The sequence below is a fragment of the Massilia sp. IC2-477 genome (assembly GCF_020707265.1).
Lineage (GTDB): Bacteria > Pseudomonadota > Gammaproteobacteria > Burkholderiales > Burkholderiaceae_D > Telluria.
In genome coordinates, this window is the sequence record NZ_JAJFEQ010000005.1 from 254,780 (window position 1) to 280,144 (window position 25,365).

The 25,365-nt window shown below is 61.3% G+C and carries 15 protein-coding genes and 1 tRNA gene; 7 read left to right on the forward strand and 9 right to left on the reverse strand.

What is annotated here, in order from left to right:
• Positions 1–71: 71 nt before the first annotated feature.
• Positions 72–1,226, reverse strand: coding sequence for a TRAP transporter substrate-binding protein (locus LK542_RS12440; protein WP_227812145.1), 1,155 nt, complete (start codon positions 1,224–1,226; stop codon positions 72–74).
• Positions 1,227–1,542: 316 nt separating this feature from the next.
• Here LK542_RS12440 and LK542_RS12445 point away from each other — a divergent pair, with 316 nt between their 5' ends.
• The 5 genes from LK542_RS12445 (at position 1,543) to LK542_RS12465 (ending at position 8,953) form a co-directional block, all read left to right on the forward strand.
• Positions 1,543–1,929: a hypothetical protein gene (locus tag LK542_RS12445; RefSeq protein ID WP_227800715.1), complete on the forward strand. Its 387-nt coding sequence runs from the start codon at positions 1,543–1,545 to the stop codon at positions 1,927–1,929.
• Entirely contained in the window at positions 1,926–3,593 is a 1,668-nt protein-coding gene (locus LK542_RS12450; protein ID WP_227812146.1) for a M48 family metalloprotease, read from the forward strand. The genes LK542_RS12445 and LK542_RS12450 overlap by 4 nt, the downstream gene beginning before the upstream one ends.
• The gene (locus LK542_RS12455) at positions 3,590–5,152 is read left to right on the forward strand and encodes a CHASE2 domain-containing protein (RefSeq protein WP_227812147.1); all 1,563 of its coding nucleotides are present in this window, start codon (positions 3,590–3,592) and stop codon (positions 5,150–5,152) included. The genes LK542_RS12450 and LK542_RS12455 overlap by 4 nt, the downstream gene beginning before the upstream one ends.
• A gap of 92 nt (positions 5,153–5,244) precedes the next feature.
• The gene (locus tag LK542_RS12460; protein WP_227812148.1) at positions 5,245–6,336 is read left to right on the forward strand and encodes an acyltransferase; all 1,092 of its coding nucleotides are present in this window, start codon (positions 5,245–5,247) and stop codon (positions 6,334–6,336) included.
• Between the two features lie 67 nt (positions 6,337–6,403).
• The gene (locus LK542_RS12465) at positions 6,404–8,953 is read left to right on the forward strand and encodes a chemotaxis protein CheW (protein WP_227812149.1); all 2,550 of its coding nucleotides are present in this window, start codon (positions 6,404–6,406) and stop codon (positions 8,951–8,953) included.
• 58 nt (positions 8,954–9,011) lie between these two features.
• On the opposite strand, the gene LK542_RS12470 is transcribed toward LK542_RS12465, so the two are convergent.
• The 3 genes from LK542_RS12470 to LK542_RS12480 form a co-directional block, all read right to left on the reverse strand.
• Positions 9,012–10,106 (reverse strand): hypothetical protein, encoded by a 1,095-nt coding sequence (locus LK542_RS12470; RefSeq protein ID WP_227812150.1) that lies wholly within the window; start codon positions 10,104–10,106, stop codon positions 9,012–9,014.
• Between the two features lie 22 nt (positions 10,107–10,128).
• Positions 10,129–10,539 carry a hypothetical protein gene (locus tag LK542_RS12475; protein ID WP_227812151.1) on the reverse strand — a complete coding sequence of 137 codons (411 nt, stop codon included), beginning with the start codon at positions 10,537–10,539 and terminating at the stop codon, positions 10,129–10,131.
• Between the two features lie 106 nt (positions 10,540–10,645).
• Positions 10,646–12,208 carry a methyl-accepting chemotaxis protein gene (locus tag LK542_RS12480; protein WP_307728965.1) on the reverse strand — a complete coding sequence of 521 codons (1,563 nt, stop codon included), beginning with the start codon at positions 12,206–12,208 and terminating at the stop codon, positions 10,646–10,648.
• A gap of 360 nt (positions 12,209–12,568) precedes the next feature.
• Between LK542_RS12480 and LK542_RS12485 the strand changes: the two genes are divergently transcribed.
• A complete protein-coding gene (locus LK542_RS12485) occupies positions 12,569–14,338 on the forward strand; it encodes a methyltransferase domain-containing protein (RefSeq protein ID WP_227812152.1) in 1,770 nt (589 codons plus the stop codon).
• 162 nt (positions 14,339–14,500) lie between these two features.
• Positions 14,501–19,624, forward strand: coding sequence for an NACHT domain-containing protein (locus tag LK542_RS12490; RefSeq protein ID WP_227812153.1), 5,124 nt, complete (start codon positions 14,501–14,503; stop codon positions 19,622–19,624).
• A gap of 138 nt (positions 19,625–19,762) precedes the next feature.
• On the opposite strand, the gene LK542_RS12495 is transcribed toward LK542_RS12490, so the two are convergent.
• The 5 genes from LK542_RS12495 to LK542_RS12515 all read right to left on the reverse strand — a co-directional run bounded on the left by LK542_RS12495 (position 19,763) and on the right by LK542_RS12515 (position 25,214).
• Positions 19,763–19,852 (reverse strand) — tRNA-Ser (locus tag LK542_RS12495).
• 49 nt (positions 19,853–19,901) lie between these two features.
• Positions 19,902–21,947 carry a bifunctional diguanylate cyclase/phosphodiesterase gene (locus LK542_RS12500; protein WP_227812154.1) on the reverse strand — a complete coding sequence of 682 codons (2,046 nt, stop codon included), beginning with the start codon at positions 21,945–21,947 and terminating at the stop codon, positions 19,902–19,904.
• Between the two features lies 1 nt (position 21,948).
• Complete coding sequence (locus LK542_RS12505) at positions 21,949–23,112, reverse strand: HDOD domain-containing protein (RefSeq protein WP_227812155.1); 1,164 nt, start codon at positions 23,110–23,112, stop codon at positions 21,949–21,951.
• Between the two features lie 102 nt (positions 23,113–23,214).
• Positions 23,215–23,853 (reverse strand): response regulator transcription factor, encoded by a 639-nt coding sequence (locus LK542_RS12510; RefSeq protein ID WP_227812156.1) that lies wholly within the window; start codon positions 23,851–23,853, stop codon positions 23,215–23,217.
• Complete coding sequence (locus tag LK542_RS12515) at positions 23,850–25,214, reverse strand: cache domain-containing protein (protein ID WP_227812157.1); 1,365 nt, start codon at positions 25,212–25,214, stop codon at positions 23,850–23,852. The genes LK542_RS12510 and LK542_RS12515 overlap by 4 nt, the downstream gene beginning before the upstream one ends.
• Between the last annotated feature and the right edge of the window lie 151 nt (positions 25,215–25,365).

Here is a 25,365-nt window from a genome sequence, read left to right on the forward strand (position 1 = left end):
GGGGCTGCTCCGGTTACTGCGACAGGGATGGCGTAGGGTGGTCGGCTATGCCGACCACCCTACAAAAGCGCTTACGCCTTTTTCGGCGGAGCGCCCTTGCGACCGAAGTAGTGGTTATAAGCCATCCGGCGCGGATTGTTGGTGTCCATGTCCCACTTCATCGCGCGCTCGGCAAAGGCGCGCATCGAGGCCTCGACCTTCTTGAACAGCGGATTGTCGGCGCCCTTCTTGGCCACCACCTGGTCCCATACCGCGAGCTGCGCCTGCAGCACTGAGTCCGGCGTTTTGTAGAATTTGACGCCGTTCTGGGCCTGCATGCCGGCGTAGTCCTTGGAATAGCGGTCGACCGCCTTCCACGACATGTCGGCGGACGCCGCCTCGACCGCATTCTCGATGATCGCCTTCATCTTGGCCGGCAGCGCGTCGTACTTGGTCTTGTTGAAGGTGATCTCGAACTGCTCGGAGCTTTGATGGAAGCTTTGCAGCATGCAGATCTTGGAGACGTCCGGGAAGCCCAGCACGCGGTCGGAGCTGGCGTTGTTGAATTCGGCGCCATCCAGCAGGCCGCGGTCCATGGCCGGGACGATCTCGCCGGCCGGCAGCGCATTCACCGCCGCACCCATCGCCGTGAACATGTCGATCGCGAGGCCATTGGTGCGGAACTTCAGGCCCTTCAGGTCGTCGACCTTGCTGATCGGCTTCTTGAACCAGCCCAGCGGCTGGGTCGGCATCGGGCCGGTGAGGAAGGACACGACATTGGCGCCGATGGACTTGTACAACTCGGCCAGCAGCTGCTTGCCGCCGCCGTACTTGTGCCAGGCCAGCACCATGTTGGCGTCCATGCCATAGGCCGGACCCGAGGTCCACAGCGCGATCGCGCTCTGCTTGCCGTAGTTGTAGCCCATGACGCCGTGGCCGCCGTCAAGCGTGCCCTTGGAGACCGCGTCGAGCAGGCCGAAAGCCGGGACGACGGCGCCGGCGGGCAGCACCTCGATCTTCAGTTCGCCGCCGGTCATGTCGTTGACCTTCTTGGCGAAGTCGAGAGCGTATTCGTGGAAGATGTCCTTGCTGGGCCAGGTGCTCTGGAAGCGCATCTGCTTCGGTGTCTGCGCGGTGGCGATCATCGGGACCGCGAGGGTGGCCCCGGCGGTGCCGGCGGCTGCGGTGCCGAGGAATTTACGGCGGGTGGATGCTGGCTTCTTTGAATCGTCGTTACGCTGCTTCATCGTCTGTCTCCATTGTGGTTTTTTACGAGGATGAACCGGAACACGTACAACTGCGACTTTGAAATAGATCTCCTTTTACGAGTATTGACACACCGTCACGCAGGATGGGCTTGTTTCCTTACGGATTACTTACACGGGGCTTACACAGTAGCGCTTCCCCGGCGCCGTTCACAGTGAGCGCCTTGCCCGTGCTACCCAACATGAATGAGTTCGCGTATTTCCTGCCACATACATACCATTCTCCTTGCTATTAAAATAATTTCCAATAAATAATGCTGTTCCATTTCTTATAGCGTAAATATCTGGGAGATCGCTCGTGGCAACAGCATGCAAAGCCGGTGCAATCCTTTCCTTGGCCTGGGCGGCATTGGCTTGGCCGGCGGCATCCGCCGCAGCCGATGATGTCGGCGCCATCGTTCGCGTCACGGGTGTCACCAGTCCGCGCCTCGCCCTGTATGAGCGCGCCAGCAACGACAGCAAGCTGAAGGATCTCGACAAGGAAGGCGTGAAACTGCCGCTCGACGTCTTCGATACGGCCGACGAGGATCGCTTCCTGAAAGTGAAGATCGATGGCGACAGCGTCTGGGTCAAGAAGTCGCAAGTCAGCGTCCTGCGCGCCATCAGCGCCGGCTGCCTGGCGCAGACGGCAGCACCCGTACTCGGTGGGGGCATCCGCGGAGGCAACCGCGGTTGCGGTAAATGATGCGGCCGCGCCTGCGGGCAGTGCTGCTGGTAACCGCGACGATGCTTGCGGCTTCCGCCCATGCGCAGGAAACCGCGGAACCCGCTGCCGGCAACTTCTTCACCCGCCTGTTCGCATCGAACGACAAACCGGTGCTCGCCAAGTTGACTGGGCAGCCCTTCAAGCCGTCGAGCCAGGCCATCGGCGCCGACCGCGACCTGCTCAACCAGCGCGCCAGCGGCTATGGCCTGATCGCTTCGGACAGTCTCGAGGCCTACGCCAACGGCGTGCTGGAGAAACTCAAGGCGCAGGCGGGCATCCCTGGACTGCCTGGCAAGGTCTACCTGTCGGCCACCGACGACCTGGCTGCCGTCACGACGGCCGACGGCAACATCTACATCGGTTATCGCTGGTTCGAGAACCTGAATGCGGCGAGCTTCAAGTACGGACAGGAAGACACCCTGGCGGCCCTGCTGGCGCATGAACTGGCTCACATCGCCCTCGGTCACCACAACAGCGATTTCCTGGCGAACGCCGGCAAGTGGCTACAGCGCTACTATGCCCAGGGGATGGCGATCAAGACCGCGCTCGACCAGAAGCTCCAGGGCACGATCGCCCTGCCCGAGCGCGCGACCAACAACCTCAGGAAGATGCAGTACATGGTCGAGATCATGGACGGCATGCTGCATCCCGCCTGGAAGCGCGGACAGGAAGAAGAGGCCGACGCCGTCGCCGTGGACTTGACACGGGCGGCCGGCTATTCCTATCAGGAAGGCGTCAAGCGCTTCCTCGAACTGAACAGCAGCGCCGAACTGGTGCAGAAAGAACGCGACGACGCCCGCCTCAAGACCATGCGCGACGACGTCGAGTCCTCGCTCAAGGAAGGCAAGATCGACGCCGCCATCAACGGCATCGCCGGCCAGCTGGGCGAACAGTTGCAGGGCATGCTCACCGCGACCCATCCCGACCCGGCGGCGCGCCTCGCCAAGGTGTCGAGCTACGTGGCCAAGCACTATCCCGCCGACTGGTACGAGGACGCCCAGGCGCCGGTGTCGACCGACTACCGCAAGGTGGCGCTCGACAAGCGCAATGTCGAGCTCTTCGAGATGTACAACAATGCCTTCCAGCTGGAGAACCTGTACTCCAGCATGAAGCCGGACGACATGAGGGCAGCTATCACGCTCGGCGACAAAATCACGCGCAAGATCGGCCTCGCGCACGTGAACCGCAACAACTGGCTTCTGTTTTACGGGTATGCCCGGGCGGTGCGCTATTCCAGCGCACTCGCGCCCGAGGTCGCGAGCGCCATGCTGCCTCCGGCGCCCGCCAGAAAGGGCAGGAAGGCCAAGGCCGCTCCTCCGGTACCGAGCGACCCGTCGGCGCAACTTGCGCTGCGCGCCGACGAGCTCGAACAGGCCCTGATCGCGAGCGAGGCAGCCATGAGCTTCAAGCCTTACGAGGACAGCATCAAGCTCGCCCTCGAAACCGGCAAGCGCGACCGCGCCCTGCAGCTGCTGGCAACGACCGACAAGAAATTTGAACTGGCGCGCAGCACCCTGCCGAAAACCATCGGCCTGTACGCCCGGGCCAACGAATCCAAGCGGGCAAGCGAACTGGTGACGTACTGCCATACCACCTATATCGATATGCGTGACGAATGCAATAAGGCGAGCGTCGTCAAATGAGCGGACTGTCGCTGGTGAAGACCGCATCGACGGAGGAAGAGCGCAGTGGTTTCTGGCGCCTGCTGTCGATCTACGTGGTCCTTGGCCTGGCCTGCGCCTACCTGTCGCAATGGATGCCGGCGGCGGAAGGCGCCAAGCGGGTGATGACCCGGATCTGGGGACCGATCCTGACGGACAGCTACCCCACCACCGGGCGCGACCGGATCACGGTGATGGTGATCGATGACCAGGACCTCGCTGCCTACGGTGAGGTCTGGCCGGTGCCGCTCGGCTTCCACGAGCGGCGCCTGCGCGAGCTGCTCAACTACCAGCCGCGGGCGGTCTTCTTCGACATCATCTTTCTCGACGACCGCAAGGATCCCGACCTGGCCGGATTCATCGACGCGGCCTGCGCAGCGCGCGTGGCCGGTGTCCCGGTCTTCGTCGGCTCCTTCGGCAGCGCCGGATTGACGGCATCCCGAACCGAGCGGGCGATGCTGGATCGCCGGGTCGAGGTGGCGGGCCGCCAGCTCCCCTGCATCGAGGCGGCCTACCTGAACCTGCGGATCGACGGCTACGACCAGTCGGTGTGGGAGTACGATCTCGACGTTCCTGCCACGGGCGGCGCCGGCGCGCGCCCATTCCCGTCGCCGGCCGCGCGCCTTTACCAGTTGGACCACGTGCTGGCGCCGGCAGTAGCGGCCGAGCCGATGGCGCTGGTGTGGGGAACCGCCAGCGATCCGCGCAACCTCGAATGGCTCAACAGCGACGTGCGGCCGGGCGGTCCCGGCGCCCCATGCTCCGCCTCATGGCACTGGACGCGCTTGTCGCCGATCGGCAAACCGAGCGATCCACTCTGCCCCTACCAGCAGCAGCTGCCGGTGCGCACGCTCAAGCGCGTGCACGGGCTCGACGAGGATGGGCTGGCTGATGCCATCCGTGGCAAGTACGTGATCTACGGCACCCATTTGCAAAGCAATGCCGACGTGATCCTCTCTCCCTACCACGGCAGGATCCCCGGCCCCTTCCTGCATGCCATGGCGCTGGACAACCTGCTGTCCTTCGACGGCGCGCCGAAGACCGGCGGTGATTTCGGCCAGCCATGGTGGGGCCTTGCAAGCCTGTTCACCGTGCTCGCGGTACTGGTGATTTCGGCGGTGATCGCCGCCAAGCTGGCGTTCGACCTGCCGGAGCGAGTCCGCAAGCGGGTCGCGAGACGCCTGGCCGGTTGGCAACCGGGATCCTCCCGCTACGACAACGCGTGGCAGGCCGGAATGGGGCAACTGGCGCTCGCCTTCAAGCATGGCATCGAACGCCTGGCGCCGCACCTGCTTCTGGCGACGATCTATGCGGTGGTCATCCTGGCGCTGGTGGGCGTGAGCTACTACTGGTTTGCCCTGGGGCCGCTGGTGTGGATCGAATTCGTCCTGTTCCCGATCGGAATGGAATTCCTGCATCTGGGCGACAGGTTCGATGCCGCCCTCAAGGAGGCCATGGCCTACCTGCGACGCGCCAGATCGGCCGTACTCGCCGCGGGGCACGCGCCTGCGGACAGTGACGATGAACCCATGCAGGCCTGAGTCGGCGCGCCGGCAAAGTTTTCGTATGCACAACAAATTGTAGATAGACAATTGATTAATTAGCAATGTAAGATTGCAAAATTGTCAGCATCATGTCCAATATGCATTTGTCGCCGCTCTTACAACAACGCATTTCGCTACTTCGTTTTCTCATGATTTTCGGGGTGGTGTTGTTGCATACGCCACCTTACGTCCGGCTCGAGGATGTCGGCACGGGTCCATTCGACTTCGTGGTGGCCTTGTGCCAGCATGCGATCTTCCGCACCAGCGTCCCGGTTCTCACTTTCATTTCCGCATACCTGCTGTTTCGCGCCGGGCTCGACCTCCGTCCTGTCGAACTGTTACGCAAAAAATCCCGGTCGTTGCTGCTGCCTTACCTGGTGTTCAATCTCGGCGTACTGGCGGGCTTCCTGCTGGTCAGGGAAATGCTCGGCGTGACGACGCCGGCTGTATCCCACACAGGACTGGCAGGGTGGCTGAACGTCGCCTTCGGTCTCGCAGGCCCGCCAATCAACTACCCTTTGAACTTCCTGCGCGATTTGCTGGTCCTGATGCTGCTTGCGCCCCTGTTCGGCTACCTTTTGCGCAAGACGCCCTTCCTGGGGCTGATCCTGGTCCTGCTGGTGTTCTACAACAATCTCGACGGCCCGCTGGTGATGCGCGATGTGATGGGTCCGGTCTTCTACCTGGGCGGGCTGGCCGCGGTGCTGAGATGGGACATGGAAGCCCTGGACCGTTTCGCACCTGCCTTGCTTGCGGTATTTTTCGCCTGCTGCGCTGCGGTCGTGTACTTCAAGATCATCAATACCAACTACCTGCGCCTGGTGGCGCCGGTACTGGTTTGGCCCGCCGCATCCCTGCTGGTACCCACGGCGTTCGGGCAATGGCTGGCCCGAATGGGCAAGTACAGTTTCTTCCTGTTCCTCGCGCATGCGCCGATCCTGGTGGGTGTCAATCTGCTGTACCGCCGCTTCGGCGACTTCATCCCCTACCCGCTCTATTGGATCATGGCGCCGGTGATCGTCACGCTGATCGTGGTCGGCCTGTATGCGCTGGCAATGCGCTCCATGCCCGGCATATTCTGCACGCTGATCGGCAAGGGCCGGCCGGCCGGGGTCAGCTCCGACAAGGCAGCACCTGCCATCCACCCCGCACAGGAACTGGGCGACGTGGTCAAGGTCTGAGCCTGCGCCGCCCAGCCGATTGGCACGCATTTTGCTCTTAGGAAAGAATTCTTTTCATGAGCAGAACATGGACCACGAACCAACCGAGCAGCTTGTCGACACCCTCCTTCCCTGCATGCCCGACGTCGCACAGCGCCAGGCGGCGCTGCACGAGCTGCACCAGACCTGGCGCCTGATCGAGGCCTCGGCCAAGATGAATTGTCCGTCTGAGGCACGCCTGCTGTTGCCGGCGGTCCTGGCCACCCGCACCGATCTGGTGCAGCTGGAACGCGACCTGGTCGCCAACATGGTGGCCGAAAAGGTGCGCCAGGTGCTGGGCGAGGCCGCCACCCGCGCGCAGTACGCGCTCGATCTCCTGGTGCGCAACCTGTTCGAGCGCACCGCCGATGTCGGTTTCCTCGCCGTCGACCGCGACCTGTGCCGCTTCGTCGCGGGCCAGAGCACCGACCGCGCCGCGGCGCAACGGCGCTTGGCGGCCTACCGCGACAAGTACACGGTATATGACGACATCCTGCTGCTGGCGCCGGACGGCACGATGCTGGTGCGGGCGGCTCCCGACGCACCCCTCTCGTGCAGCAGCGACCCGCTGGTGGCCGCGACCCTGGCCGCGCCGGGCTACCTCGAGACCTTCCGTGCCAGCGACCTGCGGCCCGGACAGGAGCGCGCGCTGCTGTATTCCCAGGCCATGCGCCACCCGGATACAGGCGCCGTGACCGGCGTGCTGTGCCTCAGCTTTCACTTCGCGCACGAACTTGCCGCTGTCTTCGCCGCCTACGGCGATCCCGAGGGACGCGCCATCATGCTGCTGCTCGATGCCGACGACCGTGTCATCAGCAGCGCCGATCCGCTGTGGATCGCGCCCGGCGTCCGGGTTCCAGTTAACCTGGAAGCCACGGCGGCGCCGCGCCTGTTTGCCGGCCGCGAATACCTGGTGAGCACCCTGGCGTCAGGCGGCTACCAGGGTTATCCCGGTCCGCCGGGCTGGAAGACGCAGGTCATGGTGCCGCTCGACTTGGCCTTTCGCCGTCCACGCCGCGATGCGGCGTCGCAGCTGGCGCCCGAGATGCTGCAAGGGCTGTTGTCGCATGCGCGCAGCTTCAACCCGGCGCTGCATGCCTTGATGTCCTCGGTAACAGGCGCGACCCAGGCCATCAAGCGCATCGTCTGGAACGGCAAGGTCACCAGCATCCGCACCGGCAGCGATGACGCCGGCGACATCCGGCGCCTGTACCCCGTGCTCGACGAGATCACCGAGACCGGCGAGCGCAGCGACGCGGCTTTCTCGCAATCGATCGAAGGCCTGTACCAGACCGTGCTGGCGTCGAGCCTGCAGGCCGCCGCATTCACCGCGCAGCTGCTGGTCGACATGCTGGATCGCAGCCTGTACGAGCGTGCCAACGATTGCCGCTGGTGGGCCCTGGCCGGACCGCTGCGCCAGGCACTCGCAGCCACAGACGCGGGCCAGCAGCGCGTCCAGATCGGCGCCCTGCTCGCCCACATCAACGGCCTGTACACCGTGTACAGCCGCCTTGTGGTGTACGACCGCCACGGATGCATCGTGGCCGCGACAGGCCCGCAGGACCTTGTCGGCAGCCACATCGCCGACGACACCCTGCGCGCCGTGATGGGCCTGCGCAGCGAGTCGGACCATGTTGCCGAAACCTTCGGGCCGTCGCCGCTGTATGACGGCCGCCCGACCTTCGTCTACCACGCCGCGATCCGCCACCCCGAGCACGATGCGAACGTCATCGGCGGTATCGGCATCGTCTTCGACAGCGCTGTCGAACTGCGCAACATGCTCGACGGCGGCGTGGCCGGACGCGCCGCCATGCATGCCTTTTTTGTCGAGCCAGGCGGGCGGGTGCTGTCCGGGACGGACGCCGGCTACCCGGCAGGCGCGGTACTGGCGCTGGACGCAGACCTGTTCGACACAGCGGCGCAGCATGGCCGCGCAGCGCGCATCGTCGTGCATGACGGCCAGTACTGCGTCGCTGCATGCGCCAGTGCGCAGGGCTACCGCGAATTCCGGACGATCCCTGGTCGCGAACAGCCCGTGTTCTCGGTCGTGCTGCAATCCTTCGGCCCGGTGCGCTCGCAGGCCGAGCTGGCACGATCAAGCCAGGTGCGCGTGCGCACCGAGCACGAACAAGGGCGTGACTATGCCCTGTTCCTGGTCGACGGCGCGCTGATGGCCCTCGACGCCGCCGCCGTGGTCGAGGCAGTGCCGTTCGCGCGGGTCAAGCGCGCCCCTGCTTCCGGCGGTGCGATCGGCATGCTCGATGCCGGGCCGGACCAGGGCCGGCGCCATTTCGTGTGGGTGTTCGACCTGGCGCGCATGGTGTCGGGCCAGGAGCGCGCGTGGCCTCTCGATGGGCAGGTGATCCTGGTGCGGCATGGCGCGGGCACGATCGGCTTGCTGGTAGACGATGTGCACTCGGTGCAGCGCTTTGCGCCCGAGGTGCTGAGCGCGTTTGGCGCGCCGGCTGCGGCAGGCTTGACCGCCGGTCTGATCAAGGCGAATGGCGGCGAACTGCTGATCCAGGAGATCAGCACCGAGCGACTTCTTGCATGGATGCGCGCTGCAAGAACGACAGGCGACCAGCAGCGCACAGGGTGATACTGCGGTCCACTACCGGCCCGGCGAAGTGTGGGGCCGGCAGTGACCGGGGGATGGATCAGAACAGCACGTCCATCGTCACCGTGAACATCTTGGCGTTCTTGGTGAAGTCATACGCGCTCGAATCCTGGACCGAATCCCACTGCACTTTCAGGTCCATGTTCTTGCGGAAGTCCCAGCGCACGCCGACGAAGCGCGTGCTGTCGTTCTGGGTCTCGGTGTACGTCGGGGTCAGCTTTTCCTCGTATTTGGAGAAGCCGACCATCGGCGTGAACTTGCCGTAGCGGTAGCCGACGGTCGCGGTCAGGCTCTTGGACTTGTAGTCCAGCGAAGGACGCATGAAACGGTTCGCCTCGGCGCGGACCATCCAGTTGCCGTAGTCGATGCTGCCGGACAGGCCGATGATGCGCTGGCGCGTGCCCTTCTGGTAGACCGGCTCTTCGCCCGGCTCGTAGATGCCCAGGTTGATCGAGTTCTGCATGTAGATCAGGCGCGCGCCGAACACCTCGTTCGAGACGTCGACGTAGCCGCCCAGGATGTTCTTCCAGTCGTCGTCGACGCGGTGGCCGTAGAATATCTTGCGCTGCTCGATATTGTCGCGGGTGGTTTCCTGGCCGGCAAAGACGTTGCCGGTCACGGCCCAGTCGCCGACGCTGCGCGAATGGCGGATGTTCACGCCGTTGTAGGCGCCGATCTCCCAGCCGTAGATATCCTGCGGCACGCGCGCCCAAGGCAGCGTGTAGCCGATGTAGACGCTGTCCGAATAGGCGTAGATCGGCAGGCGGCGGCGGCCGGCCTGGATCGTGGTCTCCGGCGTCAGGTCGTAGGACAGATAGGCCCAGTCGACGTCGGGCTTGCTGTTTTCGGATGCGCGCAGCACGGCCTGCACGGTGCCCGACAGCTTGTCGGTGAACTGGTACTTGGCCTGCAGGCCGACCAGCGATTCGTTGGTCCAGCTCCAGTTGCCCTTGTTGTAGACGGCGCCGTGCTCGTAGTTGCCGATGAAGCAGGGGCAGGCATTGCCCATGTATTCGCCCTGCGAACCGCTGTAGGCCTTGCCCGCGGTGAGGGTTGCGAAGCCCGAGAAGGTCAGGTCGTCGGCATGCGCCATGCCTGCGCTGGACAGCAGCGCGGCGATAATCAGTTTCTTCATTCTTCGTTCTTGCTCATCTGGGTTAATTGGCGGTGGCGATGACTTTGACGCTGGCGTCCGCATCCTTCTTGTCGATGTAACCGACGGCGTTCGGGTCGGCGGCAACGGCCTTCTTCATGGCCTCGACGCTGCCCACTTCGCTCGGCGGCGTGCCGGTGCCGGTGAAGATCAGCTTGCCCCACATCGCCTGCACCTGGACCGGATCCTTCTTGCAGGCCTTGGCGAAGAATTCGTCGCGCAGCGGATTCTTCTCGCTGAGGTTGATCGGCGTGGGCGACTTGACCTTGCCGAGGAAGGCCTGACACACCTGCGCCAGCTGGGGCGCCTGGGTCGATTTGGCGGAGACGATGACGCCGATCTCGGCGTGCGCCGGCGACGCGGCGAGCATGGCCAAGGCGAGCGCGCAGGCCGCTGCTGTAGAAGCTTTATTCATGTTGTCGTGGTTGGTGGTGATGAAGCCCCGGCCGCGAGGCCAGGCGTGGGTCGGCAAGCGCCCCGGCGTCAACCGGGACGATTACAGAAAACGGTTGGGGGAAAGATCAGGCGCGGCGTCGGGCCGATGCCTCGTTCGCCGCCAGCGCCAGCGGCTTGGCGCCTGCACGCGGCGCGGCCGGCGCCGCTGGTGCCGCTGCTGCCGATGCGTCACGCGCCAGCACGAACACGCTTACCGCCTGGGCCAGATTGGCCGCCTGCTCGCGCAGCGCGGCCGCGGAGCCGGACGTCTCTTCGACCAGTTCGGCGTTCTGCTGGGTGTCCTGGTCCATCTGGGCGACGGCATCGTTGATGTGCGAGATGCCGGTGGTCTGTGCGCTGCTCGCCTCGGCGATCGCGCCCATGATCTCGGTGACGCGGCGCACGCTGCCCACGATTTCGTCCATCGTGGTGCCGGTCTGCCCCGCCAGGCGCGTGCCCAGTTCCACCTGCTCGACCGAGCGGCCGATCAGCGAGGTGATTTCCTTGGCCGCCGCCGCGGAGCGCTGCGCCAGGTTGCGCACTTCGCTTGCCACCACGGCAAAGCCGCGACCCTGTTCGCCTGCCCGCGCCGCCTCAACCGCGGCATTCAGCGCCAGCAGGTTGGTCTGGAAGGCGATGCCTTCGATGACGCTGACGATATCGGCGATCTCGCGCGAGGAGGCGTGGATCGCATCCATGGTCGCGATCACGCGGCCGACCACTTCCCCGCCCTGGGTCGCCACGCCGGCGGCGAAGCCGACCAGCTCATTCGCCTGCACCGCATTGTCGGCATTCTGGCGCGCGGCGCCGGTCAGTTCGCCCATCGCGGACGTGGTCTGCACCAGGGTCGCCGCCTGCTGTTCGGTGCGGGCCGACAGGTCGCCATTGCCCTGCGCGATCTTCGCCGAGTTGACGGCGATGGTCTCGGTGGCCGTGTGCACCTCGCCGACGATGCGTACCAGGCTGCTGTTCATGTGCTTCAGTGCCTTGAGCAGCTTGCCGGTTTCGTCGGTGGCGCTGTCGTCGATGGTGCTGGTGAGGTCGCCCGCGGCCACCGTCTCGGCCACCTTCACGGCCTGCTGCATCTGGCGCAGCAGCGTGCGTGCTACCAGGACGGCAAAGGCCAGCGTCAGGGCCAGGCCGATGGCGCCGATCAGCGCGCCGCCGAGGATGGCGCGGTCTGCGGCCGCGGTGGCGTCGCCCACGGTGGCAACAAAACGCTCCTTGGCCGCGCTGCGGAAGCTCGCTGCGTCCTTGCGGTAAGTGGCCAGCGCGGCGGCCATGGCCTGCATCTTGTCCTTCGATGGCATACCGGTCTGCTGCGCCATCATGTCGGACACGTCGCGTGCGATTTTGTAGTAGCTGCCAAATTCGTTTGACAGGCGCGCCAGTTCGTCGGCGCGGGCGGTATCGATCTTGCCCAGGCGCTGGTAGTTGTCCTTGACCTTGGCGGCCAGGGCGTCGGCTTGGGCCAGCTGTTCCGGCTCGCCTGCCGCGGCGGCGGTGTTCAGGACGTCGATGATCTTGTCAAGGGCAGCTGCGTTTTCCGTCATCGCATCGAGCGCGGGGTACTGCACGTCGCGGACGTCTTCGAGCCTCACGTTATTGTTTTGGAATACGACGACGGTGAAGGCGAGGTAGATCGCCATACACACCATGGCAATTCCTGGAGCAACCAAGACCTTCCACATTACGGGCAAACGGTTCAGCATTTTCAATCAAAACCTCAGGTAAGACTGACGGCCTGATTGGCCATCTGACAAAACGTATTTGCACATGGTAAGGCCCGGTCATTCCCTGTGGCAAGTTTTATATTGCGAACATTTAATTCTCGTGACTCAGGTGCAACTAAATCGGCATTTCGCAACAAAAAGCTCGAAAATGCGTCAAACAGTACGCATAAGTTCACTTTCTACTTATCAAAACATTAATACAGCCGAATTTGAATATCTAAAAAAGGCTTTCCAAACTACAATAACTGGTGGCCCAACAATAATGAACAAGCGCTCATGACCATTCCTCATTACGACCAGCATGCAGATCAACTGGTTGAACAATATGAGTCGCTTGCTTTCGAGGACGTGCACGGCGACCTCCTCGACATCCTGCCGCCGGCCGGCGCAACAGTGCTCGACGTCGGATCCGGTTCCGGCCGCGATGCTGCCTGGTTTGCTGCGCAGGGGTATGACGTGGTCGCTGTCGAGCCGTCAGAGGCCATGCTCACCCGTGCGCGCCAACTGCATCCCTCTAACCGCATCCACTGGATCGCCGACAGCCTGCCGGACCTCGCGAACGTTCGTCGCCTGGGCCTGAGTTTCGACCTCATTCTCCTCTCCGCCGTGTGGATGCATGTTGCGCCTGCAGCGCGTGAGCGCGCGTTGAGAAAGCTGGCAACCTTGCTGGCGCCGAAGGGACGCGTCGCGATCAGCCTGCGGCTTGGCGCGCCCGACACCGAGCGGGCGATGTATGCAGTCTCCCTGCCCGAGTTGTCGAACCTGGCCCTACAGTTCGGCTTGCGCATCGTCTGCACCAGCGACAGCGCGGACAGGCTTGGCAGGAGTGAGGTGTCATGGACCACCGTCGTTCTGGGCCTGCCCGACGACGGGCTGGGCGCCCTCCCCTTGCTGCGGCATCTGATCTTGACCGACAGGAAGTCCTCGACGTACAAAATCGGACTGCTGCGCGTTCTGGCGCGCATTGCGGATACCGCGGCCGGCCTGGCGCGCCATGAAGCGGATGTCGTTGTCGTCCCGCTCGGTGTGGTCGCGCTGTTCTGGATGCGCATGTACAAGCCGCTGATTAAAAACGACTTGCCGCAAATGTCGGTCTCTCGGCTGGAGACCGGACCCGGTTTCATCAACGACGACTTCACGGCACTCATGCCCATTTCGCCGATCGAACTGCGCATCGGCTCCGTGTTTCATGGGCAGACTGCAAAACACCTGCATCGGAGTCTGTCGAAAATTTCGGAAGTCATCCGCGATATGCCGGTCACGCACCTACGCTGGCAATCCAGCGACGAGCAGGTCTTCAACGTATCGCGGCGCCGCATGATTTCGACGCCTGCCCAGTTGCAGATCGATGAAGCGTTCCTGTGGTCGTTCGGTGACTTCCGTATCCCGCTTGAGATCTGGCAGGCGCTGACGCATTACAACGTGTGGATCGAGCCTGTGCTGGTCTCGGAATGGGTCAGATTGATCGAGTCCTACTGCAATGACGGCCGCCCAGACATCCGCACGCTCGCGTACTCAATGCTCACCTGGGTGGACCCTGCGCGCGATACCAGCTTTGCCCGGGCTGCGGTGGAACGCATGCGCGCAGCCGGCAAGCCGGTGTACTGCGTCTGGTCAGGCCAGCGCCTGCGCGACGAATACGACGTGGACCACTGCTTCCCCTTTGCTGCGTGGCCGTGCGGAGATGCGTGGAACCTGATGCCGGCGGCACGGCAGATCAATATCCAGAAATCGAATCGACTCGTTACTCAGGCTGCGCTGGAGCGTGCGAGCGACACGATCAGCGCATGGTGGAGCGAGGCATTCCTGAGCGAGGGTGATGGTCTGCGCCGTCAGTTCTTCCTCGAAGCGCAGCAGACCTTGCCGATTCTCGTTACCGATCCCGACCTGACCGACGTCATCGATGCCATGAAGGTCCATCGCATCAGGCTCAGCAAGGATCAAGGACTGCGACCTTGGGATCCAAGTGTCGAACGCAATCGAACAGTATTCGCCGGCGCTCCAATCAAAGCTCAAATAATCCACAACTATGATACCTCGGCATAATATCTCGACCTCGGCCTAAATTCTGAACGTCATGCTTGTATTCATTATCGTTCAAGCGCTGAAACTTAAGCTAAGGAATCCACTCAACCACATGCAACACGCGGTAATACCACTCCACTCAGATCAGCGCTCTACTAATGCCCACTTTGCCTAACGCAACCAATGGAAAAAATCAAAAAAATGCCAAATAAACATAATGGAAAAAATGTGCCGCTTAGCCGCGCAAAAGCGTCGAATGCATTCAATCGCATACGGGATAAAATTCCTCAGAAGGTCTTGGCACTGATTAACGAGTTAACCGCAAAAATGGACGAGGACGGCTCCGTACTCGTCCAGGTCGTACACGAGACCCTCTTTCCTTTAGCCGACACCACCAGCGCAAACGCGCAACTAGAAAAACTTTTGAACACAATTGAGACTGCGGCACAACAAAACTCCCTAAATATTAAAGCTGCATTCAGAGGCGGCAGAAATAAAAATATTGCTAACCAGCGCTTATATTTTGTTGGCGTGCAACCAGACCTGAAGGCTGATGTCGAAGGCCTACGTGCTATTGAACCCAGCAGGCTAATCCCCGGACAAGTCGGGCAAGTAGTAGTCGGCGCGCGAAACGTAGTGTTAGTTACCTTTAATGACTACGAATATGCTGCGATCCGGAAGACATTTTGGCAGAACGAGGGCGAACCAGTCGTTCGACGCGACGAAGGAGTTGCTGTCGACGATTTGGGTTTGCACGGTGGACTCACGGTTTTGCACTACCACTGCCATCACCAAGGAAACCATGCATCGCAACGTGCAGTAAGTGATGTATATAGAGCGTATAGTCCCGCGGCGGTAATCGCAGTTGGAATCGCGTTCGGAGTGGACGAAACAAATCAATCACTTGGTCAAGTATTAGTCTCGAACTTCATTTGCAATTATGAACTGGCGAAAGTTCATAGGAACGGACTAGTGAGTTTTCGAGGGGCAAGGCCTCCTGGCTCACGAGCATTAATTAAAGCACTGCATCACCTAGATCAACGATATCAGAACAGTATAACGGGGGCATTCTGGCCACAGGTGAGGTTTGGCGGTTTGTTAAGTGGTGAAAAACTAGTCGACAACATCGACTATAGAGAAAGTTTAAAGAAAGAAGTTGGGCAGGACGACATTATCGGCGGAGAAATGGAAGCGGTAGGAGTCCATGCTGCTCTCGACGGACATCCAGTCGACTGGGTTGTCGTAAAAGCAATTTGCGATTGGGCCGACGGAAACAAGAGCAAAAATAAAAAGCGGCAACAACAGGATGCTGCAGCAAATGCTGCGCAGGTTGTTAAAGCGCTACTAGCCGATGGTGGCCTTTATAACGAAGGCGATGCAAAGAACAAGACCTCGTCGCGCCCAGATGGAGTAAGTCAGTCTAAAGTTCGAGCCTCGCGTAGCTTATCGCATCGCCAAATGTTACTTGATTCCAAGGGATTGCCCCATTGGGTTGAGCGACAAACAGCCTTGCCCTTTAATCTCGATTCGATTTCAGAACCTCCAGATGCATGGAATACGGAACGAACAGAGGCTGCCCCGACGGTTGTCGCATTTGATGACATAATCAGTTGGGTTCAAGATCCGCAAGGTAGGCCTTTATACGCCCTACTTGGTGACTACGGTATGGGCAAGACTATTACATGCCAACGGATCGCCCAAGCATTACACGAGCGCCGTGAACGTGGCGAGCAGTTACCAGCGCCCTTATATTTCGACCTTCGAAAGGTCGAGAGGGTCGTCGCTGCTTCTTCAAATAGCCCTGGACATGTTCCAACGCTACAAGAAAGCATTGAGGACTGTCTTCGGCACGGATATTTGCACGAAGGAGGTGAATCACCTCGATACGAAGAGGTGCTACGTACGATTGATCAAGGTGCCGTGGTCATCTTTGATGGCCTTGATGAAGTATTGTCACGCATTGGAGAGAAACAGGGGCTAAGCTTTACCGCAAACCTGCTAAAAATACTTCCCGAGGCTCGCGCAAGGTCTACTAACCAAAATCCGAATGAGCAAGTACGTGTACTGTTGACCTGCCGAACCCAGTTCTTCCGCAACTTTGCAGAACAAAATGACCACCTTGTTGGGAATCATCGCGGAGCAAGTCCGGCTCAACAATATCGTGCCTTACTGTTACAGCCATTTCGCGATGATGATATTCGCGCTTATTTGCAAGCTGTCATCCCGAGCGAGGATCCTGAACGACTAATGCAGCTTGTCGAATCAGTACACAATTTGCGCGAGCTAGCAGCTCGTCCGTTCACGCTGAAGCTCGTTGCACAGTTTATTCCGCGTATTGAACAATGGCGAACGGAAGGTCGTCAAATTACTGGCGCAACACTATACCGGGAAGTCGCACGAGAATGGCTTATCCGCGACAAAGAAAAGCAAAGTTTTCAACCTGAGGACAAAGAGCGTCTCGCCGGAGATCTCGCGGCACACTTGTGGAAAATAAGCCGACGTGGTTTGCGGGCGCATGATCTGGAGTTATGGTTAGGACAATGGCTAGCCGATCAAGGTCCACACGCAGATTTTCAGAGACTTCCACGAGACTTACTCCAGGAAGATCTGCGCAATTCCACTTTTCTAAAAAGACATGACGGCCAAAAGCCGGAAGACAGTCGCTTTGAATTCGCGCATAGTTCACTGCAGGAATTTTTTTTAGCCGATTATCTTCTGCGCGCGCTTAAATCGCAAAGCAACATTGGAATTGAGGCGAGAAACCTTTGGGCCATGCCGCTAGTAAGTGACGAGACCCTCGACTTCCTTGGTCAAATGCTCATGGAGGATTCGACGGCGGAACCAAGCCCTGCGGCTGGAAAAAGTGCTTTAGCCATTCTATCCACATGGCGCACTCCATATCTTAAGTACGCAAGCGAAATGCAACTGTCATATGCCCTCCGCGCTTATCGAAAAGGTTGGCCTATGCAATCGGTGGTAGGCATGGACTTGCGGAGCGCTGATTTAAGCGACTGGCATTTTGGCGTACTAGATGAAGCAATTTTAGATTCTGCGCAAGCTCGTCCTCGCTTTAACATGAATCGAGCTAAGTTTTCTAATGCGCGGCTTCGTCGCGCCCGATTTTGGCACGTATCTCTTGAAGGCGCACAACTCAATGATGTGGTAGCAACGCAGATTGAATTTCTAAACTGTCGCGCGGAAAAGGCTTCTTGGTTGAACGCAGATTTGAAAGGATCTGTATTCCGAAACACATCAATCGAGAAAGATGTTCCGCCAGACATGAGTTCGCGGAAGCAGGAGCAAGTATTGCCACAGTACTGGACTGGCGCGCAGCTAATGGGGGCACACTTTCTCCAATGCCCGGTAACGCCCGATGGGATGGACGCCTCGCGTTCCCGCTTCATCGGCGAACGGCCCGGTGGGCCGGGGACTTTGACGCTGTCACAAGGGCACGTAAACTGGACTTCATGCTGCGCGATATCGCCGGATGGGCTTACTCTAGTATCTGGTGCCGGAGACAATACATTGCGACTCTGGAACAGTCAAACGGGCGAACGATTGCTACTTTTGCATGGACATCACGCCCCAGTGAACTGCTGCGGATTTACACCAGACTCGAGTTTAATAATATCAGGTTCGCGGGATGGTACACTTCGCATTTGGAATGTTAAAACCGGTAAATGTACGCGAATACTTAGTGGCCATAATGCGAGCATTGAAGCATGTGTAATTTCGCCAGACGGAAATTTGCTTATTTCATCATCTATGGATTCCACACTGCGAATCTGGGAGTTGGCATCCGGTAAATGTTTAAGTCACTTAGGCGATGGCTTGTATCCTATTGCATCGTGTGCGTTCTCGCCTGATGGGGCCCATTTCGCTACCGGTGGAGTTGACCATAAACTAGCAATTTGGAACTTGGCAAGTGGCAAGATTGTTCGTGATTTTGTTGGGCATACTGAAGCAGTCACCTGTTGTTCGTTCTCGAGTGATGGTCGCATGCTTTTGTCAGGTTCGATAGATTGCACTGTGAGGATTTGGGATGCTGCATCGGCAGAGTGTCTTAACATCCTCGATTCACATGTCGCTTCAATAACTAGCCTCGCCATTTCCCCTGATGACAAATTGGTCATCTCAGGCTCTGACGATGGTTTCCTCCAAGTTTGGGACACCACAACTTGTGAATATGTCGGAGTATTTATTGGTCACGATGACGGAGTCGATGACTGTAGCTTTTCATCTGACGGTTCGAAAATCATTAGCATTGGCGATAATACGTTGAAGCTATGGGATACCGGCTCGGGAGAGTGTTTACTCGAAATGGGTGGTCGTATAGATTGGGTGAATTCTTGTGGAGTATCCCAAGATGGTCGTCGTTTAATAGCAGCTTCGCATGAGGCTCTTCGTGTCTGGGACATTTTTTCTGAAGCCCCCCCTCGTCTTTTGCAAGGACATCATGCCTCTGCTTCGACTTGCGCAATCTCTGCAGACGGCAGAAAATTAGCATCAGGCTCATACGATCAGACCATACGTATTTGGGATGGCGAATCAGGACAGTGTCTTCATATTTTAACCATTGAATCTGCCCACACTGAGCATTGTGAATTCGCATATGATGGACATCGATTAATAACCGGATCTTTTAATGGAACGCTCCAACTCTGGGATACAAGTTCAGGCAATTGCCTTCGCATCTTTACTATACCGGACGAAAAATTGCTCAGTTGTGCAATATCGCCCTGCGGCTCTTTCGTAATGGCAGGCGGCACTAATGGTACCTTAACGGTTTGCGAAGCAAACACCGGGGTAGTGCTCCATAAGCTTGAAGGACATGAGAATGGAATTGCTGCATGTGCCTTTTCGGCTGATAGTACCTACCTCATTTCAGGAGGGCATGACAGCGATTTACGTCTTTGGGACTTGCAATCAGGTAAATGTTTGGCGACTCTTTCGGGCCACACAAGTGCAGTTAAGTCATGCGCCACGTCGGCAGACGGACGCAGACTTGTCTCTGCATCGTGGGACGACTCGATTAGAGTATGGGACTTGGTGTCTAGAGAATGTATTCGGGTAATCTGGGGACATGAGAGCGGCGTGATCTCATGCGATATTTCAGCGGATGGTAGAAGAATCGTCACCGGCTCGTGGGACGGATCGGTACGGGTCTGGGACACCGACAGTGGAGAATGCCAATGCGTACTTGTAGGAGATGCTCAAGGGGCGGTCGGATGGGTACCAAACGAACACAAGATTCTTCATTTGCAAGGCAATGCTTGGCGACACGTTGTCTGGCAGCCGACGCAATGATTTTGGTACCTTCTCGCCATGCAAAAATGCATGGAACCGCATTTACACAATCCTAAAAAAATAATTGACAGCTCGGCAATCGTCCAGAAATTGTACGGTTGTCGAATTAGAAAACGTTTTATTGGACAGTTGTTAATGTGGCGGAAGCGGTGAGATTCGAACTCACGAACGGGTTCCCCCGTCGGCAGTTTTCAAGACTGCTGCCTTCAACCACTCGGCCACGCTTCCTTTGAGGAACGGGCATTATACATAAAACATCTGTGCCCGGTGAAGGGAATCAGGCAACCAGCAGCCAGTTCTCCCTCAGGCTACGCTCGAAGTCCGCCGCCGGCAGCGGCTTGCTGTACAGGTAGCCCTGCACCTCATCGCACCCCGACTCGCGCAGGAAGGCCAGCTGCTCCAGCGTCTCTACCCCTTCAGCAATCACCCGCAGCCCGAGTTGCTGCGCCATGCTGACAATCGTCCCCGCAATCGCGCAGTCGCTCTGGTCTTCCGGAATCCCGGTCGTGAACGAGCGGTCGATCTTCAAGGTATCGATCGGGAAGCGCTTCAGGTAGGACAGGCTAGAATACCCCGTGCCGAAATCATCGAGCGACAACGCCACGCCCAGCTGGTGGATGTCGTCCATGATTGCGGTGACGCGCTCGAAGTCGTGCATCAGCGTGCTCTCGGTGATCTCCAGCTCGAGCCAGGACGCATCCAGCTGATAGCGCGCCAGGGTATCGGCCACGCGTCCCGGCAGCGAAGGCGTGAACTCGCGCGCCGACACGTTCACCGCCAGGCGCAGCGGCTCGATGCCCGCCCTCTGCCAGATCGCAGCCTGGGCACAGGCCTGCTCCAGTACCCACTCCCCAACCTGCACAATCAGTCCCGTACTCTCGGCCAGCGGAATGAATTCGCCCGGCGGCACGATGCCGCGCTCCGGGTGCACCCAGCGCACCAGCGCTTCGGCGCCGACGATGCGGTCGGTGCCGATCTCGAACTTCGGTTGGTAGTACAGGGTGAGTTCACCGTTGCCCAGCGCGTGGCGCAGGCCGGATTCGATGCGCATGCGTTCCTGCATGCCCTGGTTCATGTCCTGGCTGTAGAAGGCGACGCTGCGGTCCGGGTTGGCGTCGAGCTGCTTGGCCCGCTCCATCGCGATGTCGGCGAGGCCCAGCAGGGTCTCGGCATCGCTGCCGTCCTGCGGATAGACGCTGATGCCGATGCTGGCCCCCACGCGCAGGTCGTGGCCCGCGATGAAGAACGGCGCGTCGAGCGCGGCCTGCAGCTTCTGCGCCACCGTGGTGGCCTCGAAGTGCTGGCGGATGTCGAACAGGCCCACGGCGAATTCGTCGCCGGACAGGCGCGCCACCACGTCTTCGTCGCGCAGGGTGTCGCGCAGGCGCTGGGCCACCTGGCGCAGCAGTTCGTCGCCGATCTTGCGGCCCAGGGTGTCGTTGATGCGCTTGAAGCGGTTCAGGTCCATGAACAGCACGCAGCCGGCGGCCTCGTTGCGCTGGGCGACCATCAGGGCCTGGTCGACCAGGCGCGCGAACAGGGTGCGGTTTGGCAGACCCGTGAGTTCGTCGTAATAGGCCAGATGGTGCAGCTGTTCCTCGGCCTGCTTGCGCTCGGTGATGTCGGTCAGGTAGGCGATCAGGCCGATTGGGCGCTCGGCCAGGTCGCGCAAGGGAGACAGCGACAGGCTGGCCCAGAACACGTCGCCGGACTTCTTGCGGCGCCGCACTTCCATCATGCGCCCGCCCCGCTCGGCGAAGAAATCCTGGAATTCCTCTTCCTCGTCGGCATACAGGAACAGGATGTTACGGCCGATCGCTTCCAGTGCGGTGTAGCCGAACAGTTCTTCGGCGCCGCGGTTCCAGCTGGTGATGTAGCCCATCTGATCCATGGTCAGCACCGACTCGTGGATCTGGTCGAGGATTTGCGATTGGTGCGCGAGCTGGGCTTCCATTTGCGCGTAGGCGTGGGTCGAGCGCACCGCCAGCGAATGCACTTGCAGCATTGATGCGGTCAGGTGGGCCAGGCCCGCCAGCAGGCGCGCATCGTCGGGGCCGTAGGCGTCGCGGCCGGTCACTTCATAGATGCCGAATTGTTCGGTGCTGCCGGCCACCACCTGGCGCAGCACGGGGCCGATGCCGGGAGCGGTGCCGATGCCGGCGCCGGGCAGGAAGCGGCCGTGCGGGCTGGCGAGCAGGTCGGCCGCGATGCGGCCCAGGGTCTCGTGCAGGGCTTCGCCACGCAGGCGCAGCACGGCATCACACACGGCGCCCGTACCACCGACAAAATCAAGAGCTGCGTCTACTGGTACGAGTGCGTGCATATCAGACATTCCGGCCCACCTGGATGGCCCAGTGGTAGGCATTCAACTGGCTGTTCCACCAGTCGGCGGGGGCAATCCCCGCCGCCTCGAGGTCCGCTCGGGACGGGTGGGCTTCGGTTAGGCGCAGCCAGGCGCCCAGTTGTCCGCTGCGCGCCAGGAGCGCGCTGGATACGTGCTCCGGCAGGTGCAGGTCGGCGACGATGTCCGCCATCGGCATGTGCAGCAGCCGGTCGAGCAGCGAGAACACGCCGGCCATGAAGGCCAGGTCGCAGGCGTCGCGGTCTCCCCCGCTCTCCTTGCATAGCGCCTCCAGCTGGGCGCCGCGGCGCGCCGCCAGCGGCAGCAGCAGGTTCGGCAGCCCGTCGGCGTGCTGGCGCGCGTACAGCAGCAGTTGCAGCCAGCGCTGCAGCTGGCGCCTTCCCAGCAGGCTGATGGCCTGGTTGAAGCTGGTGATTTGCGTGCTCACGGCAAAAGCGGCCGAGTTGACCAGCTTGAGCAGGTGGTAAGACAGGGCCGGATCCTGCTTGAGCTGCAGTTCGAGTTCGCGCGAATCGGCGTCGCGCGACAAGAGGCCCAGCAAGGTCAGGATGCGGCGGCGCGATGTGCCGTCGTTGGTGTCGCCGGCGGCGGCCGGGTCGCAGGGATAGTCGCCGCTGAACCAGTCGAAGCCTGCCATTTCACTGTCTGCGAACGCCTTGACGCTGTCGACGCCACGCACCATGTGCGGGCCGAACAGCGCCGCCGGGCGTGCCGGCGGCAGGCCGTCGCGCCGGTAGTCGCGCGCGATGGTGCGCAGCGCGGGCGGCACGGCCACGCCGGCCGGCGGCGTGCCGTCCAGCCACAGGCGGTAGCCGAGTTCGTGCAGTTCGGTGAGGCGGCGCGCGACGCCATCTTCCGCCAGCGTAGAAGCAGCGACGACGAAGCCGATACGGTTGGCCGGAGTCAGTGCCAGTACCGGCGGGGTCAAGGCGGCGGGATGGTCGAGCATCAGGAGCCCGTCGAGCGGCGCGATGGCGGCCAGCAGGTCCGGCGTGCCGAAGACGGCCTGCAGCTCCTGCGCCAGGTTCGCGCCCGGCTGGATCCGCAGGCAAAGCGCAACCCACTCGTTCTGCCCATTGGCGACCGGGTCGATTGCTACCAGCGGAAACGGGTCCAGCTCGGCCATGGGGTTCTCAGTGCGGCTCCGAATGATATTCGGTCAATCTTATTCGACGGATTATCAGAAAGCAACACCTTTTGTTTCTTTATAGATACTATTCGTACATACTCACGGATAACCACCATTTTCCGCACGCTGGACGGCGAAGCGGATCAGCTCTGCCTGCCCTTCGATCCCGAGCTTGCGCTTGATGTTGAGGCGGTGGGTTTCGACCGTACGCACCGACAGGTCGAGGGCTCGGGCGATCTGCTTGTTCGACTGGCCATCGGCGATGTGCCTCAGGACTTCCTGCTCGCGCAGCGTCAGCAGCGTGTCCTGCGGCGCCGGGTTGGCCAGTTGGCGCGCCAACGCGGCGCTGTAGTAGATGCCGCCGCCCATCACGGTGTCGATCGCCAGCACGATGTCCTTGCCGGGCGCGTCCTTCAGCACGTAGCCGCGCGCGCCGGCCGCCATGGCCTGGGCCACGTATTCGGGCTTGTCGTGCATCGACAGGATCAGCACCAGGATGTCGGGATAGTGTTCGAGCAGGCGCGCCGTGGCTTCGATGCCGCTGCCGCCTTTCATGTTCACGTCCATCAGCACCAGGTCGGGACGGCAGGCGCCGGCCTGCGCGATGGCTTCCTCGCCTGACCCGGCCTCGCCCACCACGCGCAGGCGCGGCGCCGCTTCCAGGCGGGCGCGCAGGCCGTCGCGCACCAACGGATGGTCGTCCACCAGCAGGATCTTGATGTCAGAAGCGTCGCTCATGTCTGTTCCTTCAAATCGATGCTGGCCACCACGCGGGTGCCGAGCGGCGATGACTCGATCGCGAGCAGGCCGCCGATGGCTTCCATCCGTTCCATCATGTTGCGCAGGCCGATGCCGCGCTGTGGGTGCTGGGCGATGCCCTGGGCGTCGAAGCCGACGCCGTCGTCGGCGATGCTCAAGCTGAGGCAGCGGCCGCGGCGCGCCAGCAGCATCTCGACCTGGCGCGCGCCGGCATGGCGCTCGGCATTGGTGAGCGCTTCCTGGGCAATGCGAAACAGCACCGTGCCCGCCATCTCGGGCAGCCCGTCGACTGTCCCTTCGACGTGGAAGCGCACCGGAGTGCCGCTGTGGCGTCCAAACTCGCTGGCCAGGTGGTCGAGCGCCGGCGCCAGGCCCAGGTCGTCCAGCAGGGCCGGACGCAGGTCGTGCGAGATGCGGCGCACCTCGCCCAGCACCGACTTGACCTGGTCCACCGTGCGTTCGAGCGCGTCGCGCGCGGCCTGCTGCTGGGTGGCGTCGCCGTCCAGCCGGATCAGGCCCGCTTCCAGCTGCAGCTTGACCGAGACCAGGGCCTGGCTGATCCCGTCGTGCAGGTCGCGCGACAGGCGTGCCCGCTCTTCCTCCTGCGATTCGACCACGCGCTGGGCCAGGGCCTTGAGCTTGGCGTCGGCCACGCGCAGCTCGCGCAGGTTCAGCACCAGGCCGCCGCTGGCCACCGCCACCGAGGCCAGCACTGCGAGGCCAGCGATCCACAGCAGGGTCTCGCCGATGTTGCGCGACTGCTGGGCGTCGACCTGGGCCAGCGCGGCTTCGACGTCGTCGAGGTAGATCCCGGTGCCCATCATCCAGCCCCAGTGCTCGATCGGCACCACGTAGCCAAGCTTGGGCGCGGCGCGGTTCGATGAGGGCTTGGCCCAGGTGTAGCGGTGAAAGCCGCCGCCGGCGCGGGCGCGTTCGATCAGGCGCCGGATGGTGGGCACGCCATTGGCGTCACGCCAGTCCCACATGTCGGTGCCGACCAGCTCGGGCTGGCGCGGGTGCATCAGGCTGCGGCCCTGCATGTCGTACACGAAGAAGTAGCCATCGTCGCCGAAGCTGAGCGAACCGAGGATGCGCTTGGCCTCCTCCAGGGTGGCGGCGTCCTTGCGGCCCGAGCGCACCAGGTGGCCGATCGATTGCGTGGCCAGGGCCACGTAGTGGCGCAGCTCGGCCTCCTTGCTTGCGAGGTAGGCGCGCTGGATGGTGGCGCGCTGCTGCTGCGCCAGTTCGGCGGCCTGCTGGCGCACGAACAGGGCGATCGCGCACAGGGCCACGATCAGCGGCCCGATCGCCAGCACGATCACCTTCTGCCTGAGTTTCATATTTGCGTCGTAGGGTGGGCGGATCTCCCGCCCACGCGGTCGACCAGTGGTGAAATCATCGTACGTGGCGCTTTCCAGCTAACTATCACCGCGTGGGCGGAAAATCCGCCCACCCTACGGTTGTGTCAGCCCGACATTTTACGGTGGAAAC

Excerpts from the sequence above, each read along its gene's own strand:
- LK542_RS12440 (WP_227812145.1), bottom strand. The coding sequence starts at position 1,226 with ATGAAGCAGCGTAACGACGATTCAAAGAAGCCAGCATCCACCCGCCGT.
- LK542_RS12450 (WP_227812146.1), top strand. The coding sequence starts at position 1,926 with ATGATGCGGCCGCGCCTGCGGGCAGTGCTGCTGGTAACCGCGACGATG.
- LK542_RS12455 (WP_227812147.1), top strand. The coding sequence starts at position 3,590 with ATGAGCGGACTGTCGCTGGTGAAGACCGCATCGACGGAGGAAGAGCGC.
- LK542_RS12460 (WP_227812148.1), top strand. The coding sequence starts at position 5,245 with ATGTCCAATATGCATTTGTCGCCGCTCTTACAACAACGCATTTCGCTA.
- LK542_RS12465 (WP_227812149.1), top strand. The coding sequence starts at position 6,404 with ATGGACCACGAACCAACCGAGCAGCTTGTCGACACCCTCCTTCCCTGC.
- LK542_RS12470 (WP_227812150.1), bottom strand. The coding sequence starts at position 10,106 with ATGAAGAAACTGATTATCGCCGCGCTGCTGTCCAGCGCAGGCATGGCG.
- LK542_RS12475 (WP_227812151.1), bottom strand. The coding sequence starts at position 10,539 with ATGAATAAAGCTTCTACAGCAGCGGCCTGCGCGCTCGCCTTGGCCATG.
- LK542_RS12480 (WP_307728965.1), bottom strand. The coding sequence starts at position 12,208 with ATGGCGATCTACCTCGCCTTCACCGTCGTCGTATTCCAAAACAATAAC.
- LK542_RS12485 (WP_227812152.1), top strand. The coding sequence starts at position 12,569 with ATGACCATTCCTCATTACGACCAGCATGCAGATCAACTGGTTGAACAA.
- LK542_RS12490 (WP_227812153.1), top strand. The coding sequence starts at position 14,501 with ATGGAAAAAATCAAAAAAATGCCAAATAAACATAATGGAAAAAATGTG.
- LK542_RS12500 (WP_227812154.1), bottom strand. The coding sequence starts at position 21,947 with ATGCACGCACTCGTACCAGTAGACGCAGCTCTTGATTTTGTCGGTGGT.
- LK542_RS12505 (WP_227812155.1), bottom strand. The coding sequence starts at position 23,112 with ATGGCCGAGCTGGACCCGTTTCCGCTGGTAGCAATCGACCCGGTCGCC.
- LK542_RS12510 (WP_227812156.1), bottom strand. The coding sequence starts at position 23,853 with ATGAGCGACGCTTCTGACATCAAGATCCTGCTGGTGGACGACCATCCG.
- LK542_RS12515 (WP_227812157.1), bottom strand. The coding sequence starts at position 25,214 with ATGAAACTCAGGCAGAAGGTGATCGTGCTGGCGATCGGGCCGCTGATC.